This window comes from Paenibacillus sp. J22P218 (assembly GCF_056269195.1).
Genome location: NZ_JBWDNL010000002.1, coordinates 61,362 through 80,604, shown reverse-complemented (window position 1 = coordinate 80,604; position 19,243 = coordinate 61,362). Strand labels below are relative to the sequence as shown.

The following is a 19,243-nucleotide window of genomic DNA, read 5'->3' as shown; positions in this document are numbered from 1 at the left end:
TGACTCCCTGCTAAAAGTCTATCTTTGCGAGTCTAGCTTAACTTAGCATGAACAATAAGACGATGGGTCGGCTTTACGATCGGGTCACATGTAATAAGCGTAAGCAGCTTATCCTTATTATTGTAGTTCAAGACAGATACATCGGTAGGCTCGACAATGGAAACGTCATAGACCGTATAGGTGAACGTCTCATCCTTCGTCTCGACCGTTATTTTATCGCCGACCTTCACTTCCCCTAGCCGATTGAACAGCTTTCCCTTCGCTCTCATCCGGTGGGCAGCGATTGCGGCATTTCCTACCTGTCCGACCTTAGCCGTCTCCTTCAGATGAGCAGCCGCATACTTCATATTTTTCTGCGTCGCCCCTTCCAGAACGGGCAGACTTAGCTTGATGCTCGGAATCTTGATCGTGGCGATTGCTTGCAGCTTCGGCGTCTCCGCCTTCGGCTTATCGGTAGGCGCAATTGTGGCCGTTGGCGCATCCGTCGTTACGGCTGCGGTATCGACAGTCTCGACTGAATTACCCGGCTCTTCGCCGAATAGGTTCGTCAGATCCTCGTACTGCGCCTGCGCCTCATCCTCTGCGGTTTGGTCGAAGCTCGCATCTTCCCATTCGGCCATCAGCCGATCCTGTTGCTTCGTTTCGTACCATTCGCTGGCCTTCGGGTAGAGAAGCACTAATATGCCAAGTATGACTAACGTATAAGACAATATTTTTCTCATTCTGCTCACCTCTTGTTTCTAGAGCTTATTCACCTATCCATTGACACGCGCGCCTGCGAATACCCAGCGCTTGCTGCCATAGAAATTAATGACTACCGTCACCGCCGTTGCAATTAGCTTTGCGTATAGCTCCTCCATACCGGCAAGCTTCGTCAGCAGAGCCAATAATAGAATTGAGACTGCTAGTATAACACCGTTCCATACAACGAAGCGAATCAACTTCCGCAAGCGTCCCGGCTTGTGGGACACAGCTGTTCCTCCGGTCTCTCCGCCAAATGTGAATTTGCTGTTCAGTATGTAGCTGTTAACCATTCCCGCACCGTAAGATATCACCTGCGCGATCGCAAAGTGAATGCCTAGCCATACGAGCAGTGCAAATAGAACAATATCAATTGCCGTATTTAGCAACCCCACTGCATTGAACGTTAAGAATTGAATGGCTAACGCCTTTCGGCTGCGGCCGTTGCTAGACATATTGTTTATCCCGATCTCGACTCTTGCCTGTACTTTCCCCATCTTCATCCGCTTCACTGCCAGCGCCGCTCGAATAACCCTGCACGTCACGGACGATATACAACGGACGTCCCTTCGACTCGTCATAGATTCGACCAATGTATTCACCAATAACGCCTAGAATCATGAGAATAATTCCGTTAAACAGCAAATTGACAGCGACTATGGATGCCCAGCCTTGTACAGGGAATCCCGAGAACAGCTTTTGGAACACTACGACCAGCAAATACAGGAAGCTGCCGATCGATAGCGTGAAGCCGACATATGTCGCAATCTTTAAAGGCTTATAGGAAAAGGACGTAATGCCATCAAGCGCGAAGCCGATCATCTTCTTAAGCGGATATTTAGTCTCGCCTGCGAAACGTTCCTCGCGAACGTATTCGACCATCGTTTGTCGGAAACCGATCCAGCTGACAAGTCCGCGCACGAAACGGTTTTTCTCCTTCAATCCGCGCAATACGTCGCACACTTTGCGGTCAATCAGACGGAAGTCGCCTGTATCGATCGGAATATCGAAGCTCGTCATGCTGCGCAAGATTCGGTAGAACACCTTAGCTGTCACTTTCTTGAATAAGGTTTCCCCTTTACGCTTCAGACGCTTGCCATAAACGACCTCGTAGCCTTCCTTCCACTTCGTGATCATATCGAGAATGACCTCTGGCGGATCCTGCAAATCGGCATCGATCACGACAATCGCATCGCCTTGCGCGTAATCCATCCCTGCGGATATCGCAATCTGATGGCCGAAGTTGCGCGAGAAGTCGATCAGACGGACATTTGGATCGAATTCGCTAATCATGCTAATAAGCTCGACAGTCCGATCACGGCTACCGTCATTGACGAAGATAAGCTCATAGGCCTCGTCAGTGGTGTCCATAACTTGCTTGAGACGGTCATACGTATGCTCGATGACCTCCTGTTCATTGTACATCGGTATAATAATGCTGTATTTGACTTTAGCGGCTTTCATTCATTCGCCTCCATTGAACGATCTAGAATACCCAACTACTGAACCAACGCAGCCAATGTCTAATGTAATCGCTGCTTACGGTCATTCCGGACAAAACCGGGTAGAACATGATAAACAAAGCAACAGATACCGCAGTGAATATAGCTCTGATGCGACTGAAGTTTGGCTTCTTCTCTTCGATCGCTTTGAAGATGTAGACGATGCTCAGGATGATGAACGGCACCATTGCAAAATAATGATACAGGAAGGTCAGCCTGGTGACGAGCATCCACGGCACGTATTGCGCCAGGAAGGCGATCCATATCATAAAAGCCGACCGATCGCCGCGCTTAATGCTAAGCCAGAACGCTCCTGCCATCGCAAAGATCCCCGTCCACCATATGAGCGGATTGCCTAGCGCAGCAATGGACGATGCCATTCCGGCCGTCATATCATCTCCCGAGTAATACCAGACTGGACGCTTCATGAACGGCCATTCCCACCACGACGAGGAGAACGGATGCGTTGACACTAAGTTGCTGTGGTAGTTGAACATATTTTTCTGATAATCAATAAAGCTTTGAACCGTATACCCTTTGTCCATCACGTTAAGCACTGGAATATAGCTTAGAGCGTAAATAAGCAACGGAATGACAATATAGAAACCGATGCAGCTGGCCAGTGTCACGATCGTATATTTCGGGAACACCTTCACAATTAACGTCAATTGTTCCTTATCCAAGTCCTCTGTACGATTCGCCGCAAGCAGCCGCTTAGCTGCGGCATATTGTCTGTACCGATCATATAACGACAGGGCAAGCATAACGGCAAGTCCGATGCCTCCGTACAAGACGATCCACTTCGATGCTACGCCGATTCCGAAGAAAAGTCCTGCAAGGAACAGCGGCAGCAGCGTCGTTTGCAGCTTAACCTTATAGAAGCTAAGCGCATTGTAGCGATGCATGAAATAAAACATTAACATAATGAAAAATACGCCATAAACGTCAATCGTAGCAATCCGCGTCTGTGTAAAATGCATGAAATCAGCAGCCAGCAATATCGTTGCCGTCGCCGCGTAGGTCGTTCTGCCCAGCAAACGTCTTGCGATCAAATACATAAGCGGAAGCATTGCGATTCCCACGAGTGTGCCGGCTATGCGCCAGCCGAACGGATTAAGACCGAACAGCTTGATTCCGAGCGCGATCAAGAGCTTACCCAGCGGCGGATGCGTATTTTCATAAGCCACAATATGCTCCAGATGCTCGTATGCTGTTCTCGCATGATAGATTTCATCGAAGTAAGAGCTGTTCGTGAAGGTTTCCTTAACCTTCACTTCGTCTTGCTCGTCGAACAGCTGCTGTACGCTGCCGCGCTTTGCATCAACGGCTTCTTCCGCATGGACTGCCGCGATAGGGAGCGGCTTCTCACTGCCTTGCTCGAAGAAGGCAAGCTCATGCATCGAGAATCCGGTATTAACAGCCGTTAGACGAACATAACGGGCTGCAACATCAACCTGTTGGCTATTCCACTTGAATACGGCCACATGACTGCTCTCGACCTCTACGGCGCCGCTCCAATCGTCAGCCGTGTCGCTGAACTCGTATTTGTACTTGCCGGTCCCAACGCCTCCGAAGCTGTTAATCATCGTGAGCTGCTTGCTCTCTCCAAGGTCGACGTAGAAGCTTTGTCCGGACGAACTCGGCTGCCACACGGTTACAGGGGCATGATGTGAGCCTAGATTAACCAATGCAACTACAGCATAGATTAGGGTGATGGCGCCCATCCATATCCAATCCCGCCGCGATAGCCAAGCAAGCTTCGACGTCTTAGCGCCTGCTTCTGCCGCCTGTTGTTTGAACTCGGCTACAGCGGCATAGTCAGATGCCTTGGCATCTGCTTCAGTAAACGGAACAATACCGACGGTTCTTCCCCTCTTATACATATCATATCCGATATAAAGCATGTATAGCAGTAATCCGATATTGGCCATGGAAGTAAGCATCAGGATACCGTTCATCGGTACGAAAGTGCCTGCTTTGCTGAAATCGAGCACATAAGCGACATTAATGAAGCTGGTCAGACTGAAGCCAAAATATAAATAAAGCATTCTTCGATCGAATGACTGCATGAACGATACGAGGCTCAGCAACAATACAGGGAACAAGTATCGTTCATGCATCTTCGTTACAAGCATAAATACAACGGTAATGAGAAGCGCTGCGAGATAGAAAGAATGATCAGACGTCTCCCCATTGTCCTTCTTTTTCCTGAATGAGAAGTATACGGCAAGAGCTACCGCAGCAATAATGAACAGATTGCCCCATGTTTTGAATGGAAGCAGCATCCATTGTTGGTCAAGCGCTTTCCAGTTCGCGCCGATCAGCGTATAGAGATTGAACGCATTAAGCGAAGCATACGGATAAGACGATAAAGTGCCTGAATACAAATCCAGAAGCGCGCTGAGGCCTCCATTGCCCCAGAAGTAAGGAACAGCGAGCAATCCGAATGTAGTGAAACCGAAGAAAGCGCTGATCGGAACCTGCTTCCATGCTCTGCGGTGAATGAAGTACAGCAGCAGTACAGGCATGAAGATGAACGCTTGCGGCTTGATAAGCGCCGCTATCGCGAACCATACAGAAGCCCGCTCGATTTTGCTTTCACTCAGATTATAGAACGAGAGCACAAGAACTAACGTAAAGATCGAATCGACCTGCCCCCATGCAGCGGAATCTACGATGACTGCCGGATTGAAGGCATATAGAACAGCTAGTCCAAGCGCGAACCCCGGGCTTAGCTTCTTTCTTGCAATCTGGAAAATAAAGTAAGCAGCGCCAAGATCGGCGAGAATTGCAGGCAGCTTGAACAACAGCAGCGCTGCATCTGTCCCAGCTTGAATGCCAAGCAAAGATTTGAGTGTACCCAGCATGTACAGGACATAAATATAGCCTGGCGGATAATCGACGAATACGCCGGAATTATAAAACCCCGATAAGCCTTGCGACACGGCATGGTCAGCCCAAGCGATAAATAAGGCAATATCCGTTCCATAGCCGCTTGTCGATACCGCAATAGCCGCCCGTAAAGCAAATGCGGAGATAAGAAGCAACGACAGCAATATGTAAGGTGAATTTCCTTTCAAGTCTAGCTTATCGTTACGGAATACCGTTTTGTAAATAAATATGAACAACAGCGTGAACAATAAGGAATAGATTAAGAGCGGCATAATGGATACATGATGCTCGGCTTTCGCAGCCTCATCATCAGGCTGGGCTGGGGCGGTCGCAACCAGATCGAACACCTGCGATCCATTAGGAGCAGCGTCAACCTTTTCTATGCTAACATCATCGAAGTACGCTTTGCCGGCGTTCAAGCTTCCATAACCGCCGAGACTTGCGCCGAATATAATCTCTTTCTGATCCTTGCCCGTCTTGCCATAGAACTCCAAGTACTCCCATTGACCATTCGTTTCCGACTTATTTGGGTACTGGGCGGCCACTCCGTCCACGAAGAAATGTGCGCCGGTTCGGTCCTGCATTAAACCCTCTGTCTTCACATATCCCGAGAACTTATACGTTTTCCCTGCTTCGACAGCTACGCGCTGCGTCCAGCGGGAATGATTCTCTTCTTTGTTCTCGATAACAGCAGCAACTTGGCCTGATTTGGCGCCTACATCGGCAATGCCATAATCGGTAACCCCGCTCTCCGTTACATATTGAGCTTGATCCCACCCTTCAGGCTTGAGTGAAGACAATTGTTCGAAGCCGCCATTTTTGAGAAGATTGTCCGCAGCATAACCTGTTGTCACAGGCAATAGTGCAAGCAGCATAAAGAGAGCGATAAGGACACGACGCGACTGAGTTCTAATCATTATATATTCCACCTCATAGGGATAAATAAGCGCTTTTTTTTACATGAAAATACAGTTTAACTCTATCGGATATTGCCGGCTCGGTCAAATAAAAAAACTTCAATCCAACTGAAAAATAAACCGGCGAAGGTGAGCTTCCCTTCAACCGGCTTATGGCTGTCAACGCATATTGCGCAACTTAATCGTAAATGATTGTTTTGGGCTTCGTTCCTTTAAGGTTCAGTACGTTGCTGTCTCCGGATTTCGCTGGAAAGATCCTCTCGGCCATCGCGTTAAACTCGGCTACGAAACCTTGGATAGGATGTCCCAGTCTCACATCATTCATATAGCCATTCATCCTGCCGACAAAGTCCGGATTGGCGGATACGTACACATGCTCCACCGTTGGGCTCAACCGCTTGACCTCATTGGCGATCTGATCCTTGATCTCGTCAGTAAGCTTATCCTCTCCGGTCGACAGGCTGCTCATTCGTTTACTCATTTTAATTCCGTCCTTGCCGATATACCCGTAATTCGAACGGCTCATCAGTTTGGAGTTGCCTTTCGGCTCGCTTTCATCAAGCGAAACGGCAACATACGCATTAGAATCCGTAAGCATGACATACGATGACTTGACGGCATCCATAGAAGTAATGCGTTCAGCGATCTTGTCGCTCATTTCCATCCGATACACTTTATGCGATCCGACTACATTATTGCTATTTAACCTGCGGCCATTCACCCGGTTCATTTCATTCATTTGATCGTTTGCGAACCGCTTGTCCTTTATAAGGTTGCCGTTTGCATCATAGCGAACACTATTAGGCCGTATATTTTTGTTGCCGACATCGCCTTGATATTGACCGCAACCAGCCAGCATTGTGCCGAGCAGAACGCTGGCTGCCAAAGCTGCCATTTTGCTGCGCATGCTTATTCGCCCCCAAACCTGTAGTTTCGAGCACTGTTGGCCCGATTTTTAGGATAAGCATTTCGGACGACACCTATTCTTGCCGTTGACAAAATCTCATTGGTAATATAAATTGGTATCAAGTATTAGTACCTGATACTAAACCGAAAGAAGGGTTAAGCTATGAGCACTGCTGCTGCGTATCATGCTCCGAATCAAATTCAGTCGAATGCCGCCATAACGGCCATAGGCTCTTATGTGCCAGAACGCAGAATGACGAACAGTGATTTGGAGAAATTGGTGGATACGAATGATGAATGGATTGTTCGGCGTACGGGTATTCATGAGCGTCGGATAGCGGCCGAACATGAATTCACGAGCGACTTATGTATTGCTGCCGTTCAAGATATGATTGACCGGTACGGCGTAAGTGTTGATGATGTAGACTACATTATTGTGGCGACCACGACACCTAATGCCGTCGTTCCCGGTGTCGCTTCGCTTGTCCAAACGAGGTTCGGTATCGTCAGCTGCGGCGCGGTGGACGTGCAAGCGGCTTGCGCAGGCTTCGCCTCGTCGATTCAACTTGCCAACGGCCTCATCCTATCCGGGATGTGCCGCAAAATTTTGGTTATCGGCGGAGAAACATTGTCTAAAGTAACGGATTACACAGACAGAGCGACGTGCATTCTGTTCGGCGATGGTGCTGGCGCTATTCTTATGGAGAAAGACTCCGCGGGGAGCGGTAACGTTACCGCCATGTATTCCACTACAGACGGCTCGCTCGGGCATCAGGTCTATTTAAGCGGACTGGCACCTTCGATTGGTGAGCATCCGCTACAGCAGAGCGGCAGATTGGTGCAGAACGGTCAAGAAGTTTACAAGTGGGCGATTACACAAGTGTCGGAAGGCATTACGAATATGCTTACCCAATATGGCCTGCAGCCAGACGACATCGACTGGTTCGTGCCGCATAGCGCAAATATGCGAATTGTAGATGCAATCTGTGATAGAACTGGCATTGCTAAGGAGCGCGCGCTTACGAGCATGGGCGATTACGGCAATACATCAGCCGCTTCGATCCCTCTTGCGCTCGATAGCGCCGTTCGAGAAGGCCTTGTTAAACCAGGCCAACTCGTGCTGCTGTATGGATTCGGCGGAGGACTGACGCAGGCGGGCGTACTTATTCGCTGGTCCATGCAGTAGGATCGCTACTGCTTCTCATCATAAGCCTTCAAATGACCGTCCTCGAAGCCTTTCGCGAAGCCGGAATTGTATCCTTCATTATAGAAGTGCTTTTGGCTCGTTAACTCCTTGTCATCGCTAGATAGACGCTTCCGTCGCACCGTAGCGCGTCGTAGAAGCGTCTTTTTTCGTTGGCTGCCCTTCATTCCGTAGCCGGTCCGCTTAGCTGAGGAGGCCGGGCTCGACGTTTTTCTGCCAGTGCCGGCAGCTTTGCGTTTATTTCTTATCATGATGGCTGCCTGCCTTCCTTGGAGAGCTGCCTGTCTTCGCTCCACGGCGGCTAGCAGGGTGCGGAGACCAGAGCGTCTTCCTCCGGTTCATCTCTGATTCCGTTGATTTCCCGGCCTTGCCGGAGTGGCTATTACCGGTATTGCGGCTTTTACCCCGATTGCTTTGCTCTGTCCTTAATATTGCTTCTGCCATAGCTCTTTGCATATCGGTCAGCATACGAATATTATCCCGAAGCAGCTTGGCTGTTTCGGGTGATTGCTCGGCAACGTTCGCTATGCTATCCAAAATTCGCGCCAAGGCATGCTGGCTTTTTGCAATCGAACTAATGAGAGACGCTCTGGCCGCTTGTTCCGTCAATAATGTACTCATCTTCTTTTATCCCCGAACGCTAAATTGTTCCCGAAGCCGCCCTCCATACCCGCGAAGCCTTCGCTTGCCTCTTCTTTATCGAGGACTGCCTTCAGGATGGAAACCATACTCTGATTTACCTTCGTAATCCCCTCGATCGTCTCCAGCACCATCTCATGATATTGGACAGACTGATTCAATTGCGACTGTTGGCTGTCAAAGATGCGGCTCTCGACATGATTCAAGACCCAAGCTTGCTGCTTCTCCGCTTCAGTCGCCTTAGCCTGGAGAATGAAGGCAATGCTCCACTGCATGCTGGCTGCCGAGCTAACCATTTTTAAATAGGCTTCTTCACGATTCATATAGTCGCCCCGCCCCCGCTAATCATTCTTCTTCAGCTACCTTAAGCTCTCGAATAATGATTGATAAATGTGAAGCTATCGTTTCTTGCAAATCCGCAATGCTGTTCAAATAAGCGACAAGATTTTGGGATACCGCTAGCGAGTTTTCTACGATTGCCGATACTCCGCCGTCGAAGCTCGGCCTCAGATCTGGAATAACCTGAACGATATCCGACATTCGAACGGCGACATGCTTTTCCGCCTCAAGGATGCGCGCCAGTTCCGCGCTCGACTGGGCCATATGCTCAACCATTTCGTTTATATAATTTTGCACAAAAGGTCACCTCTCTCTAACCACTCACTTTGCTTACATCATATGCGCTGATCCCGGCAGTGCCACAACCTCTCCTTGCTTTCCAGCCGGAGAACCTTCTATAGGCTACAGCGCTTGCCGAAGCGAGCATGGAGCAATAATCGGCAATCCAGACGGCAGATCCTCTATTTGCTGTTCCGATAGATTGGCGGTCGGATATAGATGCAAGAGCCAAGCCTGCTCGGCAACAGGACCCGCCACCTCTCGTTTATTGCCATTTTCCAAATAATAGAGTATCCCTTCGCTGCTGCGTATGACCAATCCGTGCAAAGCCGCCCCAGGCACAATATCAAGGCGTTTGGCCGCCTCCTCTGCCGTTATTGCTTCACCTGACTGCCATCGTCTAACATCGAGCTGCGACAGCTGCACAGCGTCCCGCTCCCACTCTCCCTCAATCAGCCGTCTCTTCTGATCCTCGATCCAGTAGATTCGATTGCCGGTTCCTTTGACCACGGCCTGCAAGGGGTAATAAGCAGCCTCTCCGAGGTTCGTCGTCCACCCGAGTTCTTCTCGATAGCGCATTATTTGATTCGGATTCAACCATTTGTCCATAAAATAAAGCATCGACGACGTGCTCGCCTCGCTCGTCACTTCATAGTGCTCTACCAGCTCTGTCAGATCAGAATAGATAGGCTCGAAATGTACATAGGCCTCTTCCGTGTACAAGAGCGTGTATCCTTGCAGCCTCACTCGCAGACTATAATCCTCTTCGCAGAATGCTTCATGCTCAAGCGCCTCATCCAGGTAACCTGTTTTCTCCAGCAGCTCGCGTCTAAACAGCAGACACTCCTTGGACAGCCGCTCCGTCCGCTTCCTAGTACCAGCATCTATGACATTGTTGATTCTTGCTTGCTCATGCATATCTTCCAGCTTCTCGCAGCGCAGAACCTTATGCTGATTGCCTTGCCAGCCATTCGACACGGGACCGACCATACCGATCGAGCTGTCGCTATTCAAACAATTCAACATATTTTCCAGCCAATATTCGGTTGCGATGATCCGATTGCTAAGCAGCAGCATTGTCGTTCCCTTCGCCATCATCAGTCCGCGATTGGCAGACATCACAAAACCAGCGTCGTTGCCAAGAAGACAATATCTCACTTGGCCATCCAACCCCTTCAAGTATTGTTGCGTGTGATCGGTAGAACCGCTATCAATAACGATTACTTCATAGGGCAATTCCGTATGCTCCATAATACTTTCGATGCACCGCTTCAAATATTCAGCTTCATTGCGACAGGCAATGATAATACTGGTTCCGTCAAAATAGTTTCCGTAGCTGTCATAGCCCGCTTTCAAGCCTTCTTTATAGCCGTTAGCCAAGCCCAGCCTGTACTTTTCTTTCGGTGAAGCGACCGACCCTCTTGCATCAGGGCGGCGTTTAGGACGACGGGACTGATCTTTCTTGCGCCTCATCGGCACTCTCTCCAATTCGTCAAGTTATGATAGGGGTAACACGTTATTGTATGTACGGGGAAGCGCTCTGCAACGGCATTTGTACAACTACCTGTTCGCCCTTTCCTTTCTCGCAATAGAAATAGAGACGATGCAGGTAGACCTGCACCGTCTCTTCTCATTCATTTACGATTATTTCCCAATCGCTATCCAGTTGATATTGCCTTTCAATACTCGGCTGAATCGCGTACGAACGATCGTAATCATCGCTTGCTCTTCGGTCTTTGCTTGGATAATCGCATAACAAGCCGTATTATCCGTTGATGCAACAAGCACATAATTGTCGCCTGCGAAAGGCTCATCGAACGTAATCGTGACTTCAATCTGCTCTTCTTGCATCGAGAAGCTGTAAGGCTCAAGACCGAATTGCTGCTTCGTTATGCCCGTGCTGTTCGGCGCTACAATCGGCGTGAAGCTGAGTGCGGAAAGTCCGACCGAACCGGCCTGCAGGTGCTGGCTTGCGATGGAATGATCGGCGATATCCTCCGGCTTCAGAGCTGATGTTCGACTGCCGCTTTCCAAGAAAAGTCCCGGGGCAAGCTTATCGGCTGTTATGCTGCCAGGAGCCAGATGTTCCGTTCCGACGCTCTCGGCTGCCAGCTTCTCGAACGTAACGCTGCCGTCCGCCAACTGCTCGGTGTCCACGCTGCCGCGCGCAATCTTATCCGTCGTTACGCTGGCGTACAGCAATTGCCCTGTTCCGACGCTGCCAAGTGCAAGCTTCTTCAGCGTTACACCGCCGTTCGCAATCTGCTCGGCGCCTACGCTTCCGGGCGCCAGCTTCTCCGACGTCACGCTGGCTATATACAAGTGCTGCGTCCCAACGCTGCCGTTGGCAAGCTTGCTCGTCGTTACACTGCCGCTCGCAAGCTGCTCCGATTCAATAGTTCCCTTCGCGATATGCACGGAGCCAATGATGCCGCCCGCCGCGATATGCTCGGCTCCTACGCTTCGTTGCGCCAGCTTGCTCGTCGTCACGCTTCCATTTGCCAGCTGCTCCGATCCAATACTGCCGCTTGCGATATGCACAGTTCCGATAATGCTGCCTTCTGCGATGTGCTCGGCTTCTACACTTCCGTGCGCCAGCTTACTCGTCGTTACACTGCCGCCCGCAAGCTGCTCCGAGCCGATGCTGCCTGGAGCAAGCTTCTCCGTCGTGACGCTGTGATAAGTTAATTGCTCTGTTCCGACGCTCGCGGAAGCCAGCTTCTCTATCGTGACACTGCCATCGCTTAGTTGTTCCGATCCGACACTGCCGCCCGCGAGCTGCTCTGCTCCAACGCTGCTTGCTGCAAGCTTCTCCGTCGTAACGCTGTAATTAATTAATTGTTCTCGCCCTACGCTGCCAAACGCCAGTTTCTCGTTCGTCACGCTGCTCTGGCTTAATTGATCCGTACCAACGCTGCTGCTTGCGAGCTGCTCCGATCCAATGCTGCCTGGCACGATATGCTCGGTTCCAATGATGCTGCCTTGGGCGATATGCTCCGTTTCGACACTTCCGGATGCCAGCTTGCTCGCCGTCACAATCCCGCTTGCCAGTTGGTCCTCGCCTATACTGCCGGCGACGATATGCTCCGTTCCAATGATGCTGTCGGGTACGATATGCTCCGCTCCGATGATGCTGTATGCCAGCTTGCTCGTCGTCACACTGAATTTGGCAAGCTGATCCGAATCAATAGTGCCAGCGACAATATGCTTTGTTCCAACGATACTTTCCGGTAAGATATGCTCCGCTCCGATACTGCCGTATGCCAGCTTGCTCATCGTCACACTGTTATCCGAGAGCTGATCCTCGCCAATGCTGCCGGCAACGATATGCTCCGTTCCAAAGATGCTGTCTGGCGCGATGTGCTCCGTTCCCACGCTGCTGTATGCCAGCTTGCTCGCCGTCACGCTTCCGCTGGCAAGCTGCTCCGCTCCGATGCTTCCAGCCGCGATATGGTCCGCCCCGATGATGCTGTAGGGTACGATATGCTCCGTTCCCACGCTGCCGTATGCCAGCTTACTGGATACAATGCTGCCCGCTAGGAGCTGTTCTGGCCCTACGCTGCCTGCTGCCAGCTTCTCCATCGTCACGCCGCGGTTCGCCAATTGCTCCGTTCCGACGCTTGCAATCGACAGCTTCTCATTCGTTACACTGCCTTCGCCTAATTGATCCGTTCCGACACTGCCAGAGGCAAGTTTGTTCGTTGTCACGCTGCCGTATGCAAGCTTATCGCTTCCGATAGTGCCATTCAAAATATGCTCGGCTCTTACGCTTTCGGAAGCAAGTATGCTCGAATCAACGCTGCCTGCCAGCAATTGCTCCGTCCCGACGCTATCTGCGGCAAGCTTATTCAACGTCACGCTGCCTTCAGCCAGTTGGGCTGTTCCGACACTGCCAAGCGCCAGCTTCCCTGTCGTCACGCCGCCTTCGGCCAATTGTTCCGATCCAATGCTGCTGCGGGCAACTTTACTTGACGTTACGCTGCCATTAGCAAGATGTTCCTCTCGAACGCTGGACAAAGCGATTTTCTCCAATGTGACGCTGCCGTTCAACAGCTGCTCCGTTCCGACGCTGCCGGTCGCCAGCTTCTCCTGCGTCACGCCGCCGCTCGCAAGCTGCACCTCGCCTACACTGCCCGCTGCCAGCTTCTCTGCCGTCACACTGCTTTCGCTCAATTGCTCCGTTCCGACGCTGCCAAGCGACAGCTTCTCCTGCGTTACGCCGCCACTCGCTAGCTGTTTCTCGCCTACACTGCCCGCAGCCAGCTTCTCGGCTGTGACACAGCCTTCGTTCAATTGCTCCGTTCCGACGCTGCCGTTAGCGAGCTTGCTTCTTGTCACGCTTTCGCTTGCAAGCTGCTCCGTTCTAATGCTGCCTGCGGCGATATGCTCAGCCTGAATACTGCCATAAGCAAGCTTGCTCGACACAATGCTGCCTGCCAGCAGCTGCTCGGATCCGACACTTCCGGGCGACAGAATATGTGCGGTCACGCTTCCTGCCGCTAATTGTTCCTCTCCGACGCTTCCCGGAGCAAGCTTCTCTCTCGTTACGCCGTTATCCGCCAATTGTTCCGTTCCGACTGCTTGCGATTTAATATGACCGCCGAGAACAGCTTCATTTGCGAGCTTCGTGCTTATAACGGAACCTGCCATGAGCTGTGCGCTGCCGATGCTGTCAATCCCAAGCTGCCTCGATCCAATCGAACCTATCTTAATCTTGCTGCCTGGAATGATATCGTCAGCCATCTTGTCGAACGCGAGCACGTCTCCGGCTAGATGGGCGTTTGTAATCGTTCCCTTGCGAATATGATAGCCTTGAAGCGTATCAGCCTTCAGATGTTTCCCGGCCAGCGTCTCGAGCTGCACATGCTCACCGGCAATCGCGCCGTGCGCCAGCTTCACGCTGACGATTGCCCCATCTTGAATGGCATCGGCGCCTACGCTTGCGAGCGCCAAATGCTCGGCTTCAACAGCCTGCGGGCGAAGATGCTCAGGGCCAACGGATAATTTCGTTAGATGCTCGTAAGCGACTACGTTTAGTCCGAGGTGCTCCCCAGCGATTGCGCCCTTTTGCACCGTTTCCGCTCCGACTGAGCGCGCCATCAGATGGGCTTCCCCAACACTGCCAGCAGCCAGCTTCGTCTTCGTTACCGAACCATCGGTCATATGAAAGCCATGAACGCTGTTCTCGCCTAAGTGAATGCCGAGTACCGATTGGCCTGCCAAATGCCGGCTGGCTATCGCTTCTTCCACGATATGCGCGCTGTGAACGGCGCCTTGCGCCAACTTCGACTTCGTAACGACACCATCCTGCAGCGCCTCTGCCGAGATCGACTTGATTGACAAATGCTCCGCAGCAATCGAGCGGTGTTGCAAATGGCTGGCGTGAATCGTTCCGTGTTGAATATGCTTTCCTTCCACCGAGTTGTCAGCGAAATGTTCGGGCAACAATGTCCCAGGCGCGATCTTGGAATGGGTTACACTCCCGTCCGCAAGCTTAGCTCCCGTTACGCTAAGGTCAGCTAGCTTATCGGACGTTACCGCTTCCGGCGATAGCTTAAGCGAGTTCACAATATGATCGGCCAAGTGATGCGAGAGTACGACGCCTGGCCCGATATAACGCTCCGTTATCGAACCGAACGCAAGCTTGCCGCTTGTAACGGAGCCATCCTGCAGCTTATCCGTTGTTATGACATTGTCTGCCAGATGGGAGACGTCAACAACACCTGGTTTCAAATGGCTTCCATTCACAGAGCCCGGCGCTATCGCTTCCTCGGTTACAGCCTGCTTCGATAGATGGAAAGCTCTTAGAGAGCCAGGGGCGATCTTCTGGAATGTTACCGAATCATCGTTCAGGTGCTTCGTTTCTACAGCATCTGCGGCAAGCTTGGCGGAAGTTACTGCATGGTCCAACAGCTTTCCTGTCGTTACGGAGGCGTCGATGAGTTGACCCGTCCCTACGGCAGCTGTATCGATATGCCCGAAGCGGACGGATTTGGCTGCAAGCTTCTCATCATTAATGATGCCGTTCTGCAGATGATTTCTCGCAATCGCCTGTGCGGAAACCTGCTTGGAAGAAACGGAATCGGCAGCGAGATGGGATTGCAACACTTGCGATTCGGCAATTTTGTCAGACGTAACACTGAAGCGCCCGAGATGGCGATTGAGTACAGCTTCATTAGAAAGCTTCTGAGCGTTGACGCTTTGATCAGACAGCTTCGATAAGGTGATCGATTGATCGACGATCTTCATTGTCGTTACCGATTGGTCGGATAGCTTGGTAGTCGTTACCGATTGATCGGATAGATGCTCGCTCATAATTTGGCCAATCCCGATATGAGCACTTGTTACGCCGCCCGCTTGCAGATGGGTTGGGCCGACAGCCGACTCGGCGATTTGCCCCGAATTGACAGCGCCGGTTTGAAGCTCTCTGGAGCCAATCGTCCCTATGGCAATGTGCTGCGATTGAATAGAGGCTTCAAGGATATGGCGACCTTCAATCATACCATCGGACAAATGCTCGGATTGTATGCTGCCATGCTTCACATGAGCTGAACTAACTGCTTGCTCAGCGATCTTATCTTCTGTTACGGAGCCATCGCGAAGCTTTGAGCTTGTAATCGCCCCTTCGGCAAGTTTGGAATTATTAATCGCTTCATTGGCAATGTTCTCTGCTTGAATGGAGCCGCTCGCGATCTTATCCGCCGTAACGGATTGATCGCCTAGCAGCTCGGTCGTAATAATAAGCTCTTTCAGATGCTTCGCTTCGATGGAATGATCGGCGAGCTTATAAGCGCTTATCGTGCGATCGGCAAGTTTCTCAGAGCTGATGCTGCCGTCCTGCAGCTTGCTGCCGTCAATGGAATGGTCGAGCAGCTTAGCGCCGGAGATGGAGCCGTTAGCAAGATGCGTACCTGTTACCGATTCCGGAGAAAGCTTCGTCGAAGTAACTGAACCATCGGCAATATGAATGTTTTTGATGGCGAAGTCTGCAAGCAGCTCGGAACCAATGCTGCCCGCTTGAATCTTGGAATTATTAATAGAGCCGGGTGCAATCTTGCTTTCGGTAATCGACTGATCGGCCAAATCATCGGTGTAGATGAATGGCAGCGGACCTTCTGGCCCTTTCTTCTCTTCAATCTTCTCCAGCTTATCTTCATAGCTGATTTCGTTTATTTGATCAATCAACTCTTCCAATTGCTCCAATTGTTCCGATTGCTCGCCTGCTTCATCGTTAGCGCTTGCTTCAATTTCCGTTATGAGATCAGCATCGATAGCAGTTGCTTCTTCTGCCTCAAGCTCCAGTACAGGTGATTCCATTGCGGCTATTTTCACCGCATCCTGATCCTGATCATGTTCCTGATCCTCGTCCGTGTTCGCAACCGGAACAACTTGCTTGAACGGCGAGGTTCTCTCTGCTTCCTTGCGCCTTCCCGCCTCATCGAGCCACTTTAATTCGGAAGTATTCGGATTATCAACATAAAAAAGCGGCTTTCGCCCCTTCGGGCTCTTCCCTGATCTGCTTTTTGCCATTGCCCTCTCCTTCTTCCACCTGAAATGTCTTAGGTAATATATGCAACTACCCATGGGCTGGCTACACGGCACACGACAAAAAACCGCAGAGACAAATTGTCTCCGCGGTATCGCCGTGAAATATAAGAACAGTTTAAGCAGCGAAATTTATACTTTCTTATATTTTAAAAGAGTAATTTATCGCGTTTTGGCCAACAGGTAAAGGAAGTATGGCGCGCCGATAACCGCTACAACAATACCCGTCGGAATATCGGTAGGCTGGAAAGCCCATCTCGCAAGCGTATCTGCTACAATAAGCAGCAATGCTCCGATAAGTGCCGATGCCGGCAGTAAATACTGATGCTGCGGTCCTACAAGTCTACGCGCCAGATGCGGCGCGATCAAGCCAACGAAACCGATGCCGCCGCCAACCGCTACACACGCGCCGGCTAGTCCAACAGCAGCAGCAATAAGACCTAATCGCTCTCTGTTCACGCGTGCGCCAAGACCGATTGCTAGCTGGTCGCCAAGATTAAGCGCATTGAGCACCTTCGCCTTCGCGAAGGAATACGGCAGCAAAATAAGAATCCATGGCAGCAGCGCAAGCACGAACTTCCAGTTCGTTCCCCAGATGCTGCCCGCCAGCCATACCGAAACGAATTGATAATCGTTCGGATCTAGTCTGATCGTCAGCACGAGCATCGCTGCGCTAATGCCTGCGGCAACTGCGATACCGACCAGAATCATCCGAGTCGGCATGAGGCCGTAATGCCTTCTATAGGATAGCGAGTAAATAAGCAGCGCTGTCGCCCCAGCCCCTACAAGCGCAAGGAATGGCATGAAGAACAAGGGGGCCGCTTCATTGACCGGGTAGAAGCTAATATAGAGAACAACGGCTAGACCCGCTCCGGCGTTAATGCCGAGCAGCCCGGGATCAGAGAGCGGATTGCGCGATATGCCTTGAATAATCGCACCCGATACAGCGAAGCCTGCACCGATCAATACCGATATTACGATCCGCGGCAGACGGAAGTCGAACAAAATAAGCTCTTGCTTGCTCGTTCCCGAGCCAAACACCGTCTTCAGCACATCGAGGGGCGATAATCGGATATAGCCTGTGTTCATACTAATAATAAAGGAAGAAATAATGAGAATGCCGAGAACGGTCATGACGATGATCGCTCGATTTCTCCTGTTCTTCTCCGTTGCGGTAATATACAATTCGTTCATCGTTATTCCCTCCTCATCTTCGTCACGAGATATAAGAAGTAAGGAACACCGATTAACGCAATAATCGCACCGACTGGCGTCTCCACCGGCGGATTAATCATCCGGGCGCCAATATCGGCAACGACCATAAGCAGACCGCCTAATATCGCCGAGCACGGAATAATGAATCGATAATCGACGCCTACGAGAATTCGCGCGATATGCGGAATGACAAGCCCCACGAAGCCGACTGCTCCAACCACGGATACGGCGGCTCCGGCAAGCAGCAGCACGATAATAATCGATATCGCTTTAACCCAGCCCGTGCGTTGGCCCAGTCCTTGAGCAACCTCGTCGCCCATACTAAGCACTGTAATCTGACGGGAAATCGCGATTGCTCCGAGCAATCCGCCGATAATCCAAGGAGCGATAATTTTGATCTGCACCCACTTCGTGCCTGCAACGCCTCCGGCATACCAGAAAGCCATATCCTGACCAATCCGATAATAGATCGCAATTCCTTCAGTAATGGCAAGCAGCAACGCGCCAACAGCAGCGCCTGCGAGTGTCAGCCTGACCGGCGTCAATCCGCCTTTGGCAATCGATCCGATACCATATACGATACCAAGGGCAACAGCCGCGCCAGCGAAGCACATGAACATAATTTCCAAGTAAGAAAGCCCAGGGATGAACGCAAAGCAAATCGCGAGCATTAAGCCAGCGCCGGCATTAAGGCCGACCAAGCTTGAATCAGCTAGCGGATTGCGTGTCATTCCTTGCATGACTGCTCCGGCAACGGCAAACGCAGCTCCTACCAGTGCGCCAGCGAGAGCACGCGGCATGCGAAGCTCATTAATAATAAGATGTTGCACGTTTTCCCCATCAAAGTGGAAGATAGAATCCCATACCGTCGATAGATTAATATCGGCGGCGCCAACAGAGATGGACAGTGCCAGCGAGAACAGCAATACGGCTATTCCGCCAAAAAAGATTACGGTGGCCGCCAGCGGCCTCGTGCGCAGCGATACTGCTTGCTGCTCGTTGGTTTGCGACTTGGAAGACATCTGAAACTACCTCTCTGTATGTAAACTTTTGTACTGCCGACA

General features: G+C 51.1%; 14 protein-coding genes. 1 reads left to right on the top strand and 13 read right to left on the bottom strand.

All coding sequences use genetic code 11. The features are described from left to right. Positions 1-32 precede the first annotated feature (32 nt). From AC0YN0_RS09105 to AC0YN0_RS09085, 5 genes are all read right to left on the bottom strand, one after another. Positions 33-722, bottom strand: coding sequence for a class D sortase (locus AC0YN0_RS09105; RefSeq protein ID WP_442052946.1), 690 nt, complete (start codon positions 720-722; stop codon positions 33-35). Between the two features lie 33 nt (positions 723-755). Next, a complete protein-coding gene (locus AC0YN0_RS09100; protein WP_475820986.1) occupies positions 756-1,196 on the bottom strand; it encodes a GtrA family protein in 441 nt (146 codons plus the stop codon). Then, a complete protein-coding gene (locus tag AC0YN0_RS09095; protein WP_475820985.1) occupies positions 1,189-2,205 on the bottom strand; it encodes a glycosyltransferase family 2 protein in 1,017 nt (338 codons plus the stop codon). The genes AC0YN0_RS09100 and AC0YN0_RS09095 overlap by 8 nt, the downstream gene beginning before the upstream one ends. Before the next feature lie 22 nt (positions 2,206-2,227). Next, positions 2,228-6,052 carry a glycosyltransferase family 39 protein gene (locus AC0YN0_RS09090; RefSeq protein ID WP_475820984.1) on the bottom strand — a complete coding sequence of 1,275 codons (3,825 nt, stop codon included), beginning with the start codon at positions 6,050-6,052 and terminating at the stop codon, positions 2,228-2,230. Between the two features lie 178 nt (positions 6,053-6,230). Next, complete coding sequence (locus AC0YN0_RS09085) at positions 6,231-6,959, bottom strand: YhcN/YlaJ family sporulation lipoprotein (RefSeq protein WP_475820983.1); 729 nt, start codon at positions 6,957-6,959, stop codon at positions 6,231-6,233. Positions 6,960-7,121: 162 nt separating this feature from the next. On the opposite strand from AC0YN0_RS09085, the gene AC0YN0_RS09080 reads away from it, so the two are divergent. After that, the gene (locus tag AC0YN0_RS09080; protein WP_475820982.1) at positions 7,122-8,144 is read left to right on the top strand and encodes a beta-ketoacyl-ACP synthase 3; all 1,023 of its coding nucleotides are present in this window, start codon (positions 7,122-7,124) and stop codon (positions 8,142-8,144) included. Positions 8,145-8,149: 5 nt separating this feature from the next. Here the strand turns inward: AC0YN0_RS09080 and AC0YN0_RS09075 are convergent, their stop codons facing one another. The 8 genes from AC0YN0_RS09075 to AC0YN0_RS09040 all read right to left on the bottom strand — a co-directional run bounded on the left by AC0YN0_RS09075 (position 8,150) and on the right by AC0YN0_RS09040 (position 19,201). Next, the gene (locus AC0YN0_RS09075; RefSeq protein WP_475820981.1) at positions 8,150-8,413 is read right to left on the bottom strand and encodes a hypothetical protein; all 264 of its coding nucleotides are present in this window, start codon (positions 8,411-8,413) and stop codon (positions 8,150-8,152) included. Then, on the bottom strand, positions 8,400-8,783 hold the full coding sequence (locus AC0YN0_RS09070) for a hypothetical protein (protein WP_475820980.1): 384 nt from the start codon (positions 8,781-8,783) through the stop codon (positions 8,400-8,402). The genes AC0YN0_RS09075 and AC0YN0_RS09070 overlap by 14 nt, the downstream gene beginning before the upstream one ends. Further along, positions 8,780-9,124, bottom strand: a complete 345-nt coding sequence (locus AC0YN0_RS09065; protein ID WP_475820979.1) for an alpha-helical endospore appendage domain-containing protein — start codon at positions 9,122-9,124, stop codon at positions 8,780-8,782. Before AC0YN0_RS09065 ends, AC0YN0_RS09070 begins: the two co-directional genes overlap by 4 nt. A 22-nt stretch (positions 9,125-9,146) precedes the next feature. Further along, entirely contained in the window at positions 9,147-9,437 is a 291-nt protein-coding gene (locus tag AC0YN0_RS09060) for a nucleoside-diphosphate sugar epimerase (protein ID WP_442050647.1), read from the bottom strand. A 105-nt stretch (positions 9,438-9,542) separates the two neighbouring features. Next, entirely contained in the window at positions 9,543-10,892 is a 1,350-nt protein-coding gene (locus AC0YN0_RS09055) for a glycosyltransferase family 2 protein (RefSeq protein WP_475820978.1), read from the bottom strand. 171 nt (positions 10,893-11,063) lie between these two features. Then, the gene (locus tag AC0YN0_RS09050) at positions 11,064-16,949 is read right to left on the bottom strand and encodes a WIAG-tail domain (protein WP_475820977.1); all 5,886 of its coding nucleotides are present in this window, start codon (positions 16,947-16,949) and stop codon (positions 11,064-11,066) included. 177 nt (positions 16,950-17,126) lie between these two features. Next, a complete protein-coding gene (locus tag AC0YN0_RS09045) occupies positions 17,127-18,158 on the bottom strand; it encodes a FecCD family ABC transporter permease (protein WP_475820976.1) in 1,032 nt (343 codons plus the stop codon). Positions 18,159-18,160: 2 nt separating this feature from the next. Continuing rightward, positions 18,161-19,201, bottom strand: a complete 1,041-nt coding sequence (locus tag AC0YN0_RS09040) for a FecCD family ABC transporter permease (protein WP_475820975.1) — start codon at positions 19,199-19,201, stop codon at positions 18,161-18,163. Between the last annotated feature and the right edge of the window lie 42 nt (positions 19,202-19,243).